General features: G+C 64.1%; 13 protein-coding genes and 1 pseudogene. 9 read left to right on the top strand and 5 right to left on the bottom strand.

Annotated features, from left to right (window positions below):
• A pseudogene (gene aceE, locus ACOVRJ_RS14285) lies at positions 1–1,291 on the bottom strand (pyruvate dehydrogenase (acetyl-transferring), homodimeric type); the annotation flags it as partial.
• A 216-nt stretch (positions 1,292–1,507) separates the two neighbouring features.
• On the opposite strand from aceE, the gene ACOVRJ_RS14280 reads away from it, so the two are divergent.
• From ACOVRJ_RS14280 to ACOVRJ_RS14240, 9 genes are all read left to right on the top strand, one after another.
• Entirely contained in the window at positions 1,508–4,087 is a 2,580-nt protein-coding gene (locus ACOVRJ_RS14280; RefSeq protein WP_422044516.1) for a PAS domain S-box protein, read from the top strand.
• The gene (locus tag ACOVRJ_RS14275; RefSeq protein ID WP_422044515.1) at positions 4,084–4,716 is read left to right on the top strand and encodes a response regulator transcription factor; all 633 of its coding nucleotides are present in this window, start codon (positions 4,084–4,086) and stop codon (positions 4,714–4,716) included. Before ACOVRJ_RS14280 ends, ACOVRJ_RS14275 begins: the two co-directional genes overlap by 4 nt.
• A 117-nt stretch (positions 4,717–4,833) precedes the next feature.
• Entirely contained in the window at positions 4,834–5,691 is an 858-nt protein-coding gene (gene folD, locus ACOVRJ_RS14270; RefSeq protein ID WP_339595281.1) for a bifunctional methylenetetrahydrofolate dehydrogenase/methenyltetrahydrofolate cyclohydrolase FolD, read from the top strand.
• Positions 5,692–5,758: 67 nt separating this feature from the next.
• Positions 5,759–7,780, top strand: a complete 2,022-nt coding sequence (locus ACOVRJ_RS14265; RefSeq protein WP_422044514.1) for a M3 family metallopeptidase — start codon at positions 5,759–5,761, stop codon at positions 7,778–7,780.
• A 63-nt stretch (positions 7,781–7,843) separates the two neighbouring features.
• Positions 7,844–8,908 (top strand): type 1 glutamine amidotransferase domain-containing protein, encoded by a 1,065-nt coding sequence (locus tag ACOVRJ_RS14260; protein WP_422044513.1) that lies wholly within the window; start codon positions 7,844–7,846, stop codon positions 8,906–8,908.
• A gap of 17 nt (positions 8,909–8,925) precedes the next feature.
• The gene (locus ACOVRJ_RS14255) at positions 8,926–9,618 is read left to right on the top strand and encodes a response regulator transcription factor (protein WP_422044512.1); all 693 of its coding nucleotides are present in this window, start codon (positions 8,926–8,928) and stop codon (positions 9,616–9,618) included.
• Complete coding sequence (locus tag ACOVRJ_RS14250; protein ID WP_422044511.1) at positions 9,615–10,898, top strand: sensor histidine kinase; 1,284 nt, start codon at positions 9,615–9,617, stop codon at positions 10,896–10,898. The genes ACOVRJ_RS14255 and ACOVRJ_RS14250 overlap by 4 nt, the downstream gene beginning before the upstream one ends.
• Before the next feature lie 46 nt (positions 10,899–10,944).
• Entirely contained in the window at positions 10,945–12,450 is a 1,506-nt protein-coding gene (locus ACOVRJ_RS14245) for an amidohydrolase family protein (RefSeq protein WP_422044510.1), read from the top strand.
• Between the two features lie 180 nt (positions 12,451–12,630).
• On the top strand, positions 12,631–13,524 hold the full coding sequence (locus ACOVRJ_RS14240; RefSeq protein WP_422044509.1) for an alpha/beta hydrolase family protein: 894 nt from the start codon (positions 12,631–12,633) through the stop codon (positions 13,522–13,524).
• Between the two features lie 21 nt (positions 13,525–13,545).
• On the opposite strand, the gene ACOVRJ_RS14235 is transcribed toward ACOVRJ_RS14240, so the two are convergent.
• From ACOVRJ_RS14235 to ACOVRJ_RS14220, 4 genes are all read right to left on the bottom strand, one after another.
• Entirely contained in the window at positions 13,546–14,373 is an 828-nt protein-coding gene (locus ACOVRJ_RS14235) for a substrate-binding periplasmic protein (RefSeq protein ID WP_422044508.1), read from the bottom strand.
• 243 nt (positions 14,374–14,616) lie between these two features.
• Entirely contained in the window at positions 14,617–16,134 is a 1,518-nt protein-coding gene (locus ACOVRJ_RS14230) for a choice-of-anchor I family protein (RefSeq protein ID WP_422044507.1), read from the bottom strand.
• Positions 16,135–16,322: 188 nt separating this feature from the next.
• On the bottom strand, positions 16,323–17,642 hold the full coding sequence (locus ACOVRJ_RS14225; RefSeq protein WP_422044518.1) for an ATP-binding protein: 1,320 nt from the start codon (positions 17,640–17,642) through the stop codon (positions 16,323–16,325).
• A partial coding sequence (locus tag ACOVRJ_RS14220; RefSeq protein WP_422044506.1) for a winged helix-turn-helix domain-containing protein occupies positions 17,623–17,972 on the bottom strand: 350 nt, incomplete at its 5' end. The genes ACOVRJ_RS14225 and ACOVRJ_RS14220, both read right to left, overlap by 20 nt.

Below are 17,972 nucleotides of genomic sequence, written 5' to 3'. Positions count from 1 at the left end.
ACTTGATGTCTTCGTCGGTCAGCTTCTTGGTCTGGTGGACGGTGTTCTTGCCTTCACCGGCCTTGCCCATGCCATAGCCCTTGACGGTCTTGACCAGCAGCAAGGTGGGCTGATTGGATTCGTTGTTATGTGCCGCATGGAAGGCCGCAAAGACCTTCTCGGGCTGGTGGCCGCCACGACGCAGATCAAAGATCTCTTCGTCGCTCATGTGCTCGACCAGCTTGGCGGTCTCGGGGTACTTGCCGAAGAAATGCTTGCGCACATAGGCGCCGTCATTGGCCTTCATGGCTTGGTAGTCGCCGTCAACGGTTTCCATCATCAGCTGCTTCAACTTGCCGCTCTTGTCGCGCGCCAGCAGTTCGTCCCAGCCCTTGCCCCAGATCAGCTTGATGACCTTCCAGCCGCTGCCGCGGAACTCACCTTCGAGTTCCTGGATGATCTTGCCGTTACCACGCACCGGGCCGTCCAGGCGCTGCAGATTGCAGTTGATGACGAAGACCAGATTGTTCAGGCCTTCGCGTGCGGCCAGGCCGATGGCGCCGAGCGATTCCGGCTCGTCCATCTCGCCGTCGCCCATAAAGGCCCAGACCTTGCGGTTGGCGGTATCGGCAATGCCGCGGGCATGCAGATACTTCAGGAAGCGCGCCTGGTAGATCGCCATCAAGGGGCCCAGGCCCATCGACACGGTCGGGAATTGCCAGAACTCGGGCATCAGCTTGGGGTGCGGATAGCTGGACAAGCCCTTGCCGTCCACTTCTTGGCGGAAGCTGTCGAGTTGCTGTTCGCTCAGGCGGCCTTCCAGGAAGGCGCGCGCGTAGATGCCGGGGGCGCTGTGGCCTTGGATGTAGAGCAAATCGCCGCCGTGGTTCTCGCTCTCGGCATGCCAGAAATGATTGAAGCCGGCGCCCAGCATCGAGGCCAGCGAGGCGAAGGAACCGATGTGGCCGCCCAGGTCGCCACCATCAGCGGGGTTCAGGCGGTTGGCGCGCACCACCATGGCCATGGCGTTCCAGCGCATATAGGCGCGCAGACGCTTTTCGATCTCGATATTGCCCGTGCAGCGCGCCTCTTGGTCGGCCGGGATGGTGTTCACATAAGGCGTGGTGGCCGAGAAGGGCACGTCGATGCCGGCCTGACGCGCATGATCGATCAGTTGGTTGAGCAAGAAATGCGCACGCTCGCTGCCCTCTTCACCGATGACGGCGGACAGCGCGTCCAGCCACTCCTTGGTCTCCAATGAATCGGTGTCATTGGCGGCGGCGCCTAGAAACGACTGCGGCTGAGCGGACATCTTGCTTGTCTCCATCTGAGTTGAATCAGGCAGGCCACTCAAGAATTTGCGAGCAGCACCGCCCCCATGGTTTAGAGGTTCACGTCGAAATGCGTGGCGCGAGTGTCTCACAAGTTTTGCACACTCTCAAATCGTGCGAGATCATTTCACAATGCAAAATATTCACTTGTAAACCCCAGCAATCGAGCGCCCGCCTGCACCGGGATAATCCAACACATGCCGAAAGCCTTCGATCTCAAAAACGCCTTGCGCCGCTTGCTCCTGCCTACCCACCGACTGGCCACGGGTTGGTGGCGTCGTCAGTCCCCGGCTCGCCAAGACCGCTTCGCCACGCTGGGGCCTTTGATCTCCGTCCTTTTGTTCCTGACCGCCATCATCTTGGCCTTTTGGTACTTGCGGAATGAGGAGAACGAGCGCGAGGACGAGGCGGTCAAGCGCGACACCGAGATCGCTCAGCAGCAGATCCGGCTGCGCCTGATCGAAAACCAAGAGCAACTGGTGCGACTGGCCCGCGAGATCGTCACCCGTGCGGTGGACACCCATGAGTTCAGCGCCCAAGCCAAGAGCTTCGCGCGCGAGCGGCCCGAGATCACCCACATTAGCTGGATCAGCAGCCGCCGCGAGACCCGCGCCAGCATCAGCGGCGCCGGTTTCCAAGACGATGTCTTGATGCAGACCGATGGCTTGGATCCCTCGATGCCGATTGCCAATCAATCGAGCCCGCCAGAGCTGGCCTTTTTGGCCGCCAAAGAACGCCGCCAGCCCAGCTACTCAGCCGCCTTCAACGACTACAACTCGACCACCGTCTTCCAGGTTCAAGTGCCCTTGATTGATCGCACCGGTTTTTCCGGCGTCTTAATCGCGGAGTATTCGGTCGAGGCGCTGCTGCGCTACTACGTGCGCTCGGAGGTCACCGCGCGCCATGTGGTGGCGATTTTGAACGCCAATGAGCAGATTGTCGCCAGCACCGTCACCCCGATGCCGGGCCGCAAATCCCGGCGCGCTTCGATCTTCTACGAGGTCCCGGTCGCCCCGGCCATGAACGGACTGGTGCTGCGCGGCGAAGGCTACCGCACCTCCATCGGCCTGATCAGCAACACCTTGTTCTGGATGGTGGTGTCGCTGTCCACCCTGACGGTCTGGATGCTGCTGGGCACCTGGAAGCACATGCGCCGGCGTCTGCAGATCCAAAACGCGCTGACCTCGGAAACCAACTTCCGCCGCGCGATGGAGAACTCCATGCTGACCGGCATGCGCGCCATGGACATGGAGTCGCGCATCTCCTACGTCAACCCGGCGTTTTGCGCCATGACCGGCTTCTCCGAGGCCGAGTTGATCGGCCGCAAGCCGCCCTTCCCCTTCTGGCCGCCGGACCGTATCGAAGAGAACGCCCGCCTGCTGCAGCAAGAGCTGCAGGGACGCAGCCCCGCCGGCGGCGTCGAGGTGAAGATCTTGCGCAAGGACGGCACCACCTTTGATGGCCGCGTCTACATCTCACCGCTGGTCGACACCAAGGGCAAGCAAACCGGCTGGATGACCTCGATGACCAATATCACCGAGGCCAAGCGGGTGCGCGATCAACTCTCGGCCTCGCATGAGCGCTTCACCACCGTGCTGGAGGGCTTGGATGCCGCGGTGTCGGTGCTCTCGGTGCAGCAAGGCGAGCTGCTGTTCGCCAACCGCAGCTACCGGCTCTGGTTTGGCGCCGATCCGGCCGGACACGCGCTGCTCTCAGGCAGCCAGCTGGCGCGCAGCGCCGAAATCGAGCCGGACGAAGAGGTGGACGACTACTCCGGCCTGCCGGCCCAGGCACTGACCGAAACCGGCTCCGACCCGCGCGAGGTCTATGTCGAATCGCTGGAGATGTGGTTCGACGTGCGCGCCCGCTATCTGCAATGGACCGATGGCCGCCTGGCGCAAATGCTGATCGCCACCGACATCACCACCCGCCGCCACGCCGAGGCGCAAGCTGCCTTGCAAGCCGAGCGAGCGCAAATGACCAGCCGCTTGATGACCATGGGCGAGATGGCCTCCAGCGTGGCGCACGAGCTGAACCAGCCGCTCACCGCGATTACCAATTACTGCAACGGCATGGTCTCCCGGGTGCGCAATGACGCCATCCAAAAAGACGATCTGCTGGCCGCGCTGGAGAAGACCGCCAAGCAAGCGCAGCGCGCCGGTCAGATCATTCACCGCATCCGCAACTTCGTGAAACGCAACGAACCGAAACGCGAAGCCGCGCAGGCCAGCGAGATCGTCGAAGACGCGGTCGAGCTGGCCGGCATCGAGTTGCGCCGCCGCAATGTAGCTATTCACACCTATGTGGCGCAGCGCCTGCCGCAGCTGATGGTGGACCCCATCCTGATCGAACAGGTCTTGATGAATCTGCTGAAGAACGCGGCTGAGGCCATCGACAACGCCGGCCTGCCGGCCTCGCGCCGCCATATCGAGCTGCGCGTGGTGCCCAAGCACACGCCGGAATTGGGCGGCCACATCGACTTTTCGGTCACCGATATGGGCCCTGGCATGCCGGAAGAAGTGATCGCGCGGATGTACGAAGCTTTCTTCTCCACCAAGGCCGACGGCATGGGCATCGGCCTAGGGTTATGCCGGTCTATTGTGGAGTCCCACCAGGGCCGGATCCGTGCGGAGAACTTATACAATGGTGAGGCTATTGTGGGATGCAGGTTCGCCTTCAGCATCCCGGTAGATATCTCCCGAACCGAAACGCCCGGTCTGACAATCCAAAACAATACGGCCTCCGGGCCTGCTGTAAACCAAACTGCGACACCATGAGTCTGATTCCGAAGAAGGGTAATGTCTACGTTGTCGATGATGACGAGGCCGTGCGTGATTCCTTGCAATGGCTGCTGGAAGGCAAGGACTACCGGGTCAAGTGCTTTGATTCCGCGGAATCTTTCCTGAGCCGTTACGACCCCCGTGAAGTCGCCTGCCTGATTGCCGACATCCGCATGGAAGGCATGAGCGGCCTGGAGTTGCAAGACCGTCTGCTGGAACGCAAGAGCCCGCTGCCCGTGGTCTTCATCACCGGTCACGGCGACGTGCCGATGGCGGTGAACACGATGAAAAAGGGCGCGATGGACTTCATCGAAAAGCCCTTCAAGGAAGACGAATTGGTGTCCCTGGTCGAGCGCATGCTGGACCAAGCCCGCAATGCCTTCTCCACCCACCAAGAAGCCGCCAGCCGCGACGCGCTGCTGCAGCGCCTGACCACCCGCGAGTCGCAAGTGCTGGAGCGCATCGTCGCCGGCCGCTTGAACAAGCAGATCGCCGACGACCTGGGCATCAGCATCAAGACGGTGGAAGCGCACCGCGCCAACATCATGGAAAAGCTCAATGCCAACACCGTGGCCGACCTGTTGAAGATCGCCCTCGGCGCTTCTGCGGCTCCCGCCAAGGCTTGAACTGCGAGGCCCTGTTTTTTTCAAAGCCCGTATTTTTCGAAGCCTGAAAGGCCGCTGAGCGTTCAGCGGCCTTTTGCTTTTCTAGAATTCAATCCCAGCCTGACCTAGAGCATTCCCATGACAGCAAAACTTATCGACGGCGTCGCCCTGTCTCAACAACTGCGCGCCGAAGTGGCCCAGCGCGCCGCCGCCCTCACCGCCAAAGGCATGAAGCCCGGCCTGGCCGTCATCTTGGTGGGCGAAGACCCAGCCAGCCATGTGTATGTGCGCAACAAGGTCAAGGCTTGCGGCGACGCCGGCCTGCACTCGGTGCTGGAGAAGTACGAGGCCACCATGAGCGAGGCCGAACTGCTGGCCCGCATCGACGCCTTGAACAAAGACCCGAGCATCCACGGCATCTTGGTTCAAATGCCGCTGCCCAAGCACATCGATCCGCACAAGGTCATCGAAGCGATTGCCACCGCCAAGGATGTGGATGGCTACTCGACACTGAGCGCCGGTGAGTTGATGACCCAGTTGCCCGGCTTTCGCCCCTGCACCCCTTATGGCTGCATGAAGCTGATCGAAAGCACCGGCTATGACTTGCGCGGCAAACACGCGGTGGTGATCGGTCGCTCCAACACCGTGGGCAAACCCATGGCCTTGCTGCTGCTGCAGGCCAATGCCACCGTCACGATTTGCCATAGCGGCACGCCGGACATCGGCTATCACACCCGTCAAGCCGATGTGGTGGTGGCCGCCGTGGGTCGCCGCAATGTCTTGACCGCCGAGATGGTCAAGCCCGGCGCCGTGGTCATCGATGTGGGCATCAACCGCAATGAGGAAGGCAAGCTCTGCGGCGATGTGGACTTCGACGGCGTGAAAAACGTCGCCGGCTGGATCACTCCCGTGCCCGGTGGCGTCGGCCCCATGACCATCACCATGCTGCTGGTCAACACCATCGAGTCGGCCGAGCGCGCGGCTGCCAGCCTCTAAACCCCAGAAGGCGCTGCGCGCCTTTCTTCCCTCAAGAGGCCGCGCCCGAGCGGTCTGGAGAAGCACTATGAACCCCTTGCTCAGCACCGCCGCCCTGCCGGCCTTCGCACAAATTCGCCCCGAGCATATTCAGCCGGCCATTGAGGCCTTGCTGGAAGAGTCTCGTGCCGCTTTGGCTGAGGCCACCGACCCGGCCACACCGGCCGACTATGACCGTCTGTCCGCCACCCTGGGCGTGGCCACCGAACGCTTCGGCGCCGCCTGGGGCTCTGTCGGCCACCTGAATGCCGTCGCCAACACGCCCGAGCTGCGCGAGGCTTACAACGCCATGCTGCCGCCGGTCACCGAGTTCTTCACCGCCTTGGGCGCCGACGAGAAGCTCTACGCCAAGTACAAGGCGATTGCCTCGGCACCGAGTGCCGCCAGCCTGAGCCCGGCGCGCCAACAAGCCTTGAAGAACTGGCTGCGCGACTTTGTGCTCTCGGGTGCCGAGTTGCAGGGCGAGGCCAAGGAACGCTTTGCCGCCATCCAGGAACGCGCCGCCGAGCTGGGCCAGCAGTTCTCTGAGCATGTCTTGGACGCCACCGATGGCTTCGCCTACTACGCCAGCGAAGCCGAGATGCGCGGCGTGCCGGACGACGCCAAGCAAGCCGCCCGCAGCGCCGCCCAGGCCGATGGCAAGGACGAAGGCTACAAGCTCACCCTGCACTTCCCCAGCTACTTGCCAGTGATGCAGTACGCCGAAGACCGCGCCCTGCGCGAGCGGCTCTACACCGGCTATGTGACCCGCGCCAGCGACTTGGCCGGCAAGCCCGAGCAGGACAACACGGCCATCATCGAAGAGCTCTTGAAGCTGCGCCAAGAAGAAGCCGCCATCCTGGGCTTTGCCAATTACGCCGAGGCTTCGCTGGTGCCCAAGATGGCCGACTCGCCGGCCCAGGTGTTGGAATTCTTGCGAGACCTGAACCGCCGCGCCCGCCCCTTCGCCGAGAAAGACCTGGCCGAGCTGCGCGAGTTCGCCGCCAAGGAGTTGGGCCTGAGCGATCTGCAGGTCTGGGACAACGCCTACGTGTCTGAAAAGCTCAAGGAAACCCGCTACGCCTTCAGCGACCAGGCTGTGCGCCAGTACTTCACCGTGCCGCGCGTGCTGGCTGGTTTGTTCGACATCATCGAGCGCCTCTTCAACGTCAAGATCAGCGAGCAAAGCGCCGAGGTCTGGCACGAGTCCGTCAAGTTCTACCGTTTGGAACGACAAGGCACCTTGGTCGGCCAGTTTTATCTGGACCTCTACGCCCGCCCCGGCAAGCGCCCCGGCGCCTGGATGGACGAGGTGCGCAGCCGCTGGGCCCGACCCGAAGGTAGGCAGCAGACGCCGGTGGCGCAGTTGGTTTGCAACTTCTCTTCACCCGTTGGCGACAAGCCCGCGCTGCTGAGCCATGACGACGTGACCACGCTCTTCCATGAGTTCGGCCACGGCCTGCACCATCTGCTGACCCAGGTGGACGAGTTGGGCGTTTCGGGCATCTCCGGCGTGGAATGGGATGCGGTTGAGCTGCCCAGTCAGTTCATGGAGAACTTCTGCTGGGAATGGGAGGTGCTGCAACAACTCACCGCCCATGTGGACAGCGGCGAATCGCTACCCCGCGAGCTGTTCGACAAGATGACCGCCGCCAAGAACTTCCAAAGCGGCCTGCAGACCCTGCGTCAGATCGAGTTTGCTTTGTTCGATATGCGCTTGCATGCCGAACCCGGCTCGGAAGCCGCGGTGCAAGCACTGCTGGATGAGGTGCGTGCGGAGGTGGCGGTGATCCCCGCCCCGGCCTTCAACCGCAGCCAGCACAGCTTCTCGCACATCTTCGCGGGCGGCTACTCGGCCGGCTACTACAGCTACAAATGGGCCGAGCTGCTCAGCGCCGATGCCTGGAGTGCCTTCGAAGTGGAAGGCGTCTTCAATGCCGCCACCGGCCAGCGTTATCTGCAAAACGTGCTGGAAGTGGGCGGCTCACGCCCGGCGATTGAGAGCTTCAAGGCCTTCCGTGGCCGCGAACCGCAGATCGATGCCTTGCTGCGGCATCAGGGCATGGCTTGACGTTTGCTTCACAAGGGGATTTTTAGACTGCGTCGTACCCTCAACACAGTCTGGAACCCCGCCATGAAACCACTGCTCAAACTCAGCCTCGTCACCACCCTGCTGGCCGCCACCAGCTTCATGCCTTCCTGGGCAACAACGGTCGCACCCAGCGCGCCGCCCAAGGTGTTGATCGTCGTCAGCGGCGAAGGCCGGGACCAGGGCAAGACCCGTCCCGGCTTCGAGATGGACGAGTTCGCTCAAACCTGGCTGCTCTTGCGTGCCAACGGCCTCAATGTCGAGGTCGCGAGTCCGAAGGGTGGCGCCGTGGAGGCCGACCGTTATGACCCGGCCGATGACTACAACGCCCGCTTGGCGGCTGACCCCCAGGCCCAGGCCGCCCTGCGCCAAACGCGCGCCACGGCCGACCTGAAAGCCAGCGACTTCCGTGCGGTGATGGTCATGGGCGGCAAGGGTGCCATGTTCGACCTGCCCAAGGACCCTGGCCTGCAGGCGCTGCTGCGTGACATCGACGCCCAAGGTGGCGTGATTGCCGCCGTCTGCCACGGCCCGGCGGCCCTGGCCGAGGTGAAGCGCGCCGACGGCCAGCCCCTGGTTGCCGGCCGCCGACTCACCGGCTTCAGCAATGAGGAGGAAGCCGCTTTCGGCAAGAAATGGGCCGCCCAATTCCCCTGGCTGCTGGAAGACAAGCTCAAGGCCCAGGGCGCTCGTTGGGAAGAGGCCTCGCTGATGATGCCCAAAGTGGTGGTGGACGGTCGCCTGATCACCGGCCAGAACCCCTTTTCCACCACGGCCATGACCGAGGCCGTGCTGCGTGCCTTGGGTCAGGAGCCACAAGCACGCCAACCCTTCCGCGACGAAGCCACCATGAGCCTGGCCCAGCGCTGGCTGGATGGCGAGCAAGCCGACGTGCAAGCGCAGTTGGCGGCAAATGCCAAGGCCTACAAAATGGACCTGGTCGCCATGCTGGGCGTCTACCAGTTCAAGAGCGCCAGCGATGATGCGACGCGGCGCCAAGCACTCTCGCTGATGCGTCTGGCCGAGCCTCATTTCAAGCATGAACGCCTGTCCCTGAGCATCCAGGAAGCGAAACAGTCGCTGGCCACCGTCAGCCACCCCAAGCCCTGATCGAACGGCGCACTCCCATGACGAGCTCCAGCCTGCCCCTGCGCATCCTCGTGGTCGAAGATCACGCGCCGCTGCGCGCCCAGATCGTGGCCCTGTTGCAGGGCGCGGGCTGGCGGGTCGAGGAAGCGAGCGACGGCCGCTTGGGGCTGCAGCTGGCGCTGGAGCAGCCGCCGGACGTGTTGCTGCTGGACCTGGGCCTGCCGGGGCTGGACGGTATTGACCTGTGCCGACGCCTGCGCGAGCAGGCAGACCGCCACATCCCCGTGCTGATGCTGACCGCCCGCGATGCGCTGGACGACAAGCGCCAGGGCTTCGGCGCCGGGGCCGACGACTACCTGCTCAAGCCTTTTGTCGGTGAAGAACTGCTGTGGCGCTGCCAGGCCCTGTCCAGGCGCGGAGAGTTAGGCCGCAGCCCGGTGCTGGAGCGCGGGCCGCTGCGAATCGACCGGCGCAACGGCCAGCTGTGCATCGAGGGTCAGGTCTTGCCCGCCCTGCCGCCCCAGGCCTATCGCCTGCTGCTGGCCCTGGCCGAAGCCTGGCCCCGCACCGTCAGCCGCAGCGAGCTGCAACAGACGCTCTGGGCCGATGAGCCGCCCGAGTCAGACGCGCTGCGCAGCCACCTCTACACCTTGCGCCAGGGCCTGGGGTCCGCGCAAAGCCTGGTCAAGACGGTGCACAGCGTCGGCCTGCGCCTGGATGTTCCCCAATGAACACCAGCTACCGTCCGCGTCTTCAGCAGCGCATGATGCTGGCCTTTGCCGGCTTCACCCTGCTGGTCAGCGCCGTGTTCGGGCTCTTCGCCATGGCCTTTGTCTATACGGTGGAGGACGAGTTTTTCAACAGTGCCTTGCGCCAGGAAGCGCAGCGGCAAGCCGCTGCCCGCGCAGCCGAAGGCGGCGAACTGCTGCAGCCCGCGCAAGACTTCATTCGCCTCTACCGGCCTGGCCAGGCGCTCCCCGAAGACTTGGCCCAGGCGCGCCAACAGGAACCGAACTCGCGCGAGCTGGCCGGCCTGGAGGGCCGCCACTACCATCTGCTCAGCCTAGACGCCGACGGCAGCCTGCTGGTGGCCGAGGTCAGCGGCCAGTTGGTCGTGAGGCCCATGCGTCAAAAGCTGTTGCGTTGGCTGGGCCTGTGGGGCGGCGGTCTGACCTTGCTGGCGCTGGGCCTGGCCTGGTGGATGGCGCGCCGCACCAGCGCCCCGCTGGCCCGGCTGGCACGGGCGGTCGCGCAGAGCCGGCCGGAGCAGCTGCCCACCGATTTGGCGCCACACTACGGCCAGGATGAAGTCGGTCAATTGGCCCGTTATCTGGACGACATGAACCAGCGGGTGGCAGCCTTCATCGAGCGCGAGCAGTCCTTCACCCGCGATGCCAGTCACGAGTTGCGCACGCCTTTGGCTGTCCTGAGCTTGAGCTGCGAACGCCTGCACTCGCAGCCCCGCACAGCGGGCCTGCCCGAGCTTGCCAGCATGCGCGCGGCAATTTGGCAGCTGCAGCAGACGGTTGAACTGCTGCTGGCCTTGGCGCGGCAAGCGCCAAGCCAGCCCCTGTTGCAGGCAGCCACGCAGCGCCCGCTGCTGCCACAAGTCGAGCAGGCCGTGTTGGCATTCGCCCCCCTGCTAGACCAGCAGCAGATCACCCTGACACTGGAGGTCTCGCCCAGCCTGAGCCGGGACTGGCCGCCGGCCCTGACTCAGCTGCTGCTGAGCAACTTGCTCGGCAACGCCTTGGCCCATGGTCAAGGCGGCAGGATCAACATCAGCGCCAGCGCCGAAGAACTGCGGCTGTGCAACCCCAGCCCTCGACCGCCCCTGGCCTTGTTACAGGCTGACGGCGCCGGGCAGCAGCTAGGCGTCAAAGGCGAGGCCAGCGCCGGCCTGGGCCTGGGTCTGTCCATCGTGCGCCGCCTCGCCGAGCGCCACGGCCTGCAGTTGCAACTCAGCCATGACGGGGACTGCACCTGTGTCAGCCTCAGGTCTGCCCCTTGAACAGGGCGTCCATCCGCGCGATTTCGCCGATCGACCCGGCCCGCCCATGAGCAACAGGTCAACAACGCTGCGCTGGACTCGCAGAGCTTTGGTGGCCGCAGCATTCACCCTGCTCTTGCTGGGCTTGGCGCTTCAGCTGCTGGCACAGTTTGAACCCGAGGACTTGCCAGCCCCCGCCAAGCCCTCGGCCCTGGTGTTCACCAATGTCAGCATCGTTGACCTGCGTGATGAAGCAGGCCACATCATCCCGAAGCAATGGGTCGTGATCGTCAATGGCAGGATCGCATCCCTAGGCGCCGAGGGCAGCCACCCGCTGCCCGCCGACGCGACCGTGATCGACGCCACCGGCAAGTACCTGATGGCCGGGCTGTGGGACGCCCACATCCACACGCTGAGGCTGTCGCCACAGCTTCACTTGCCCTTGCTGCTGGCCCAGGGGGTCACCAGCGTGCGCGATATGGGCAACACCTGCAGCTGGTCCAGCGACCCAGGCTGTCGCTCGCCGATTCCCCAATGGCGCGAACGTATCGAGGGCGGGCACATGGTGGGGCCGCGCCTGCTGCAGTCCAGCAGCTTTCATCTGGAAGAAATTCCACTGGAGCCGGGCGCATTGCAGACGCGCATTGCCGCCTTGAAGCTCGCGGGCGAGCCCTTCTTGAAGCTGCAGTTGGATGGGCAGACCTCCACCGCCGACTTTGCCCGGGTCTTGGCTGTTGCGCAGGCCCAAGGCCTGCCCGTGGCGGGCCACCTGCCCCACGCCCTGGACCTGCTGCAGCTGCCTCATCAAGCCATCAGCAGCATCGAGCACGACTGGAGCCTGCTGCCGCAATGCGCCGATGACAGGCCCCACTTCGACGGACGCAATCGCAGCAAGGCGGCACTGCTGGCCGGCCTGAACCCTCAGCGCTGCGAGGCGGTCTTGGCCCGGCTCGCCGAGCAGGGCAGCCTGTACGTGCCCACCCATATCGCGTCCACAGGTCAAGACGCCCGCCTGGCCCAAGGCGGCGACCCGGAAGTCGCCGCACTGGCTGATCGTTATGTGCCCGAGCCCCAGCGCTGGCTGTGGGCCTTGATGCGACTGGCGGGCAAGGCGTCGCCGCAGGAGCAAGCAATGCTGACTCAGGTCCACCTCGCCGCGCTGAAGCTCACGCAGCAAGCCCATGCAGCCGGCGTTGTTGTGCTGGCCGGTACCGATGCCCTCGACGCCGATGTGCTGCACGGCTTCAGCCTGCACACCGAGTTGCAGCATCTGGTGGCCGCCGGGCTGACACCCGCTCAGGCCCTGGCCGCAGCCACCTGGCGCCCTGCCCAGGCCTTTGGGGTGGGCAGCCAACTCGGCACGGTTGAGGTCGGCAAGCTCGCCGACCTGCTGCTGCTCCAAGCCAATCCGCTGGCCGACATCCGCAACACCCGGCAGATCGAGGCCGTGGTCGCGGACGGGCGCATCTACGGCGCGCAAGAACGCGCGGCCGCCATGGCCTTTGTCGCCGATCAAGCGCAGCGCTGGCGCGTGATGAGTCGGTTTGTGGCAGGGCTGTGGATGTCGTTCTAAACGTTCTCAGGTCAGCCATACCTGCACCTTGCAGATTGCACTTGGGCGGTGCAGAGGGTCAGAGTTGCATCGCCACCAACTTCACATCGTCTTGACACCGCTCGGCCTAAGCTGGCAGCACCGTTGTCCCTTTCGGCCTACGGTCACACAACGATGACTCTAAAGAAAGTACGCCGCATCATGGCAAGTCTGATCGGCATCGCCGCCCTGGCGGGTGCGCTCTGGTGGGGCCTATTCGGCCTCAAGCCCTACGACATCAAGGCGGAGGAATTGCAGGCGCGCTATGCCTACAGCCCGCCCGCCACTGGCCTGCAAGTGCAGTTGCAAGAGCAGCCGCAACACGCCCAGGCCTTGCGCTTCACCAGCTTCGACGGCAGCGAGGTGCAGGGGCGCCTCGTCTACCCCAGCGATCCAGCCCTGGCTGCCAAACCCTTCCCGCTGCTGATCGGCCTGCATGCCCTGGGCCGCGGCAATGTTCGCTGGTGGCAGGAGGCGAACAAGGGCCAGCCTACGGTCGAACAAACCCACCGCATCACCGCACTGGCGCTGCAGCAGGGCTACGCGGTGCTGGCGCTGGATGCGCGCCGCCATGGCCATCGCAAAGACCCGAATCACACCGTGCTGGACCTGATGGACGAACTTCACTTGTGGGGCAAACGCGAGCCCTACGAGCGAATGATTGTGGACACGGTGCGCGACTACCGCCTGCTGTTGGACTGGGTACAGACACAACCCCAACTGGACGCCAGCCGCATCCGCGTCGCAGGCTACAGCATGGGCGCCCAGATGGCCCTGCTGCTGGGCAGCCTGGACGCTCGGATCCAGTCCGTACTGGCCATCGTGCCACCGCACCTGGACAACAAGGTAGCGGTGGCAGCCCCTCGCAATGCGGTGTCCGGGCTGGCCGGCAAACGGGTCTGGTTGCTCAGCGCCGACGATGACGAATACGCCAGCGCCGCGCAGAACCAGGCCCTGTTTGAAGCATTGCCCACAGCCGACAAGCAACACCTGCGCTTTCCGGGGGGGCATCTGCTGCCGGCGGCGTATGTCGAAGGACTGCGCCCTTGGTTCTGATCGCCGCGATGCAGGCGTGGGTCAGGGACTCTTGCGCTCCTGCTCCCGCCAGAGTTGTACCCCTTGCTCGACAAAGCCGAGCATCAGCTTGTTCTGGCGCAGCTTGAACATGGCCCGCGTGATGGCACCACGCAGCTCCGGTGTGTTGCAGGCCGAGCGATGCGAGAGGGTCACAAAGAGCTGCTCCTGTGCGATGGGCGTGGGCATGAGGCGCAGGCCGCGCAGGCCCATGCGGGCGATGAAGGCCTCGGCCGGGCTGTCTTCGTACACCAGATAGTCCGCCCGCCCTCGCTCCAGCATCTGCAGGGCCTTGTCCAGGCTACTGACCTTGCTCAGGCTGAGCGATTCGTTGGCAAAGCGGTCGAAGGCCTGACCAAAGCTGTTGTTGATCACGGTGAGGCCCTTGCGCGGGATCAGGTCTTCCCAGCGCTGGAAGGGAAAAGTCGCGCCTTCACGCTGAATAACCACCGAGCGGGTTTCGCGAAAGGACAGATGGGCGTAGTCCATGTACTCCGTGCGCGGCAGGGTAAAGAAAGCGCCGGTGATCATGTCGACGCGTCCGGCACGGGTTTCTTCCTGAACCCGGGCCCAGTTGCCCACATAGCGAAGATCGATGGGCACGCCGATCTCGTTGCCCAGCCACTCCGCGAGCTCCGCAATGGCGCCCACCAGTCGCGTTTCGTTGTCCGGGTCTCGCCAAAGATAGGGCGGATACTGCGGATTGCCGGAGGCCACCAGGGTCTTGCATGCCGACTGGGCCTGCGCCTGCGCTTGCACACTGGCAGCCAAGCCCAAGGCCAGCAGAGCTGGAAGAAGGTGGGATATGCGGCGAATCAGGTGGTGGCCCATCGCAAGACTCCGGCTGCTGCAGATCGTGGTCAACGGTAACGCGCAAGCGCCACGCTGGCAAGTGCACATGCCCAGCTACCCTGGTGGCCTCCGGGGTTCAACAAACCGGACGGCTGGGACCGAGCATGCAGCGCTTAGGGCTGCGCCCGGCCAGCTTGCACCATTGAAAAAGCCGCCCTTGGGCGGCTTTCTTGCTTCTTCCAGTCAGACCCGCCTCACAGCAGGTCTGAGCAGAGCCTTGCTTCAAGCGCGACGCTGGCGGCGTGCCACCCCTGCCAGGGCGGCCAGACCCAAGCCCATCAGGGCCCAGGTGCCGGGTTCGGGCACGGGGGCCAGTTGGAACACGGTGGTGCCGAAGTCACTGCTGCTGCCGCCGCTGCCTTCGCTGGCCACGGCCAAGTAGTGGAAGCCGTCCATCTCAAAGGTCGTCAGCCCTTCAGGGCGGTTGAAGCCACTCGGGTTCTTCAGCAGCGTGACAAAGCTGGCGTTGACCGGATCGCTGATGTCGAACACACCAATGGCGCCGGTGGTGGTGCGCTCCAAACCGACAAAGGCGTAGAGCCGGTCACCGATCTCCATCACCTTCACGTCTTCGGGTTCCACACCCTTGTCGCGGCTGCGGCCGTCGTCGTAAAGGCCAGCCGCATGCGCTGCCTTGTCCAAGGACGCGCCGCTGTCCCAGACTTCATTGCCGTCAGCGTCGCGAATCGAGATGGAGCGGGCGCCTGCGGCATACAAGGCGTCGGTATCGACGCCCGAAATGCGCAGACGGCTTTCGAGACCCGATCCCCCCGCTGCCTTGCGATCGACATCGTCTTCGCGGAAATCGCCCTCGTTGGCGATCACGTAGTAAGTCTTGCCCTTGCGGTCAAAGCTGGCGATGCCGTCAGGCATGTACAGGCCGCGCACGGCGACGTTCTGAAAGCTCACCGTGCTGTTGTCGCGCACATCGATTTCATTGCCAACCTTGTTGAAATCCTTGGCGCCCAGACCCACCACGCTGACCGTCTTGTGGGTGGCCAGATCGATGGTCGCCACGGCGTTGTGCTCTTGCAGCGTGACGAAAGCCTTGCTGCCGTCGCGGCTCACGGCGATGTACTCGGGCTCGATGTCCATGCCCGGTTGACGCACCAGCGACTGCCCGGCCCACACGCGGTTGCTGGCGGTAGGCGCCACGTTGTCGAATTGCACGGTCGCCGCGACCGAGCGCGTGCCCATGTCGATGATGCTGACGCTGCCCTTGGGGTCCGTGCCGGCGTAAGGCGTTTTGTCAGTGGCGGACACCGCGTTCGGCGTGCCTTCATTGGCCACCAGCAGCTTGCTGCCGTTCGGGGTGAAGGTCAGCATATCGGGCAGCGCGCCGACGGCAATGCTGTTGGTGCCGGCCAGCAAACCACGGGTGCCGGTGTCGTAGAGCTTGATGACGCCGTCATTGCGGCGGTCCCCGGACGCTTCGATCGCGAATGCGGCCACGCCGTTGTGAATAGCGATGCTGTTGATGGACCCAAAGCCGCTGGTGTTGATGAACTGCAAGGCGTCCCCGGTCTTGGCATCCAACACTTGAACACCCGAAACGCCCGCCACCCACAGGGTCTTGGTCAGGCTGTCGAAGCTCACCACTTCCGAAGTGAAACCGCTCAGGCCGGTGTGCTTGTTGGACCAGGCGAGTTTGGCGCCATCAAGGGCACTGGCCGCGTGAACGGTGGACGCCATCAGGGCAGTAGCGGCGGCTACCAGGGTCGCGATCTTGGAGAACTTCATCAGGATTTCCTAGGGGATGGATTCGGGGGAGTCGGGAGACTCATGCGGGATATCTGGCAATGGACCTACCTGACGGCAGGCTAAAGCGCCCCGATGACAGTTCCGTGAATCAGGGAAGCCGGTCCCGGCTTACCCCCCTGAGTCGGGGGCAAAGGTCGTTGGATTAGCCCGCGCCGACCCGCAACGGCTCAACGTCGCAGCGGCAGACGCGCCCTGACCTGATGACGCCGCCCAACCTGGGCAAACGACAGCTCACCGCCCAAACGAAGCACGGTCTGCTGCACGATGGCCAAGCCCAGACCGAAACCCGGCAGGTTGCGGCTGGCATCACCACGGGCGAAAGCCTCGAGCAAGCGGCCATCGCCGCCGGGCGGCAGGCCCGGCCCGGCATCCGAAACGATCAAGAGGGCGCAGTTTTCGGTAGCCATGGCGATCTCGACCCCCACCGGCACGCCCCCATGTTTGATCGCGTTGTCGATCAAGTTAGCGATCAAGCGCTCGATCAACAAGCCGTGGGCTTTGCTCAGCAGCAGCGCCTCAGGCGCACGCAAGGCCAGCTCCGTCGCTGGGCGATCAAATCCAGCCACCGCCCGCTTCGCCGCGGCGACCAGGTCCACCTCCTCGCTCAACTCGACCGCACTGGTTCGCACGAACTCCAAGAAGCTGGCGGTGAGCCGGTCGGCATGGTCGACATTGCGCGTGATGCTGGCCACGCCGTCGGCGTTGTCGGTGGACTCGGGCAGCATCTCGGCCGCGAGTCGAATTCGGCTCAAGGGGCTGCGCAAATCATGCGACACGCCCGCCAGCAACAAGGCACGCTCGCGCTCATTGCGTTGCAAACGCTCGGCCAAGGATTGATAGGCCGCCGCGATGGCCGTCAACTCCGGCGGCGCCTTGCTGGCTTGAGGGCTGAGCAGAAAATCGCCCTGCTGATGGCCGCTCTCTGCATGGGCTTGCATGCGCGCGCGCAACTGCGCCAAAGGGCCGGTCAAATTGCGAGCGAAGCTGCGGCTGATCCAGGCTATCACCAGCAGCATCAGGACAAGACCCACCGTCATCCTCGGTGCCCAGCGCGGCAAGGCAGCAGTTGCAGCACCACTCGTCCAAAATGACGAGGTGTCGCCCGCCAAGCGCGCATGCACCCACAGCCGGATCTGACCCTGGTCGTAACTGATCCAGACCTGATCCGCATCCAGACCATGCCGCACTGACTCGAGGATGAAATGACTGGGCGCCGGCAAATCACTCACTTGCAGCTTGAGCCCCTCGGGCGGACCCGCTTCAAGCCGCAGGTCTGAGATCAGCCCATAAGCAGGCAAAACGATGGGGCTGCTGCTGCGAAAAGACTGAACGATCTGCGGCGCCAAAGAGGCCGCCAGATGCGGTGCCAGCAATTGATTGCGCTCCACCACCAGCAAGCCACCGAAGACCAGCACAAAGCCGGCCAGCAGCAGCACCTGGGCCAGCACCAAGCGCAGGAACAGCGAATCAAAGCGCTTGGGGATCATCCGCACCTGAACCCTGCGACGGTGGCGCGCCTCTTGGGACAAAGGCATAACCCTCACCACGCACGGTTTCAATCCATTCGCCACCCGACATGGCAAGAGCGAGGCGACGGCGCAAGCGCCCGACCTGCACATCCACCGTCCGGTCTTGCGGGCGATAGCTGCCCGCCTGCACCGCTTCACTCAACTGCTCACGCGACACCGCCAGGCCGGGCGTACGGCTCAACTCCAGCAGCAGTTTGAACTCAATGCCGGTCAGGGCGACCACCTGCTCGTTCACCAGCACTTCGCGGCGCAGCAAATCAATGCTCAGCGGACCGAAGTTCAAGGTCG

The sequence above is a fragment of the Roseateles sp. genome (assembly GCF_049240545.1).
GTDB lineage: Bacteria > Pseudomonadota > Gammaproteobacteria > Burkholderiales > Burkholderiaceae_C > Paucibacter_A.
This window is presented reverse-complemented; position numbering and strand designations above follow the sequence as displayed.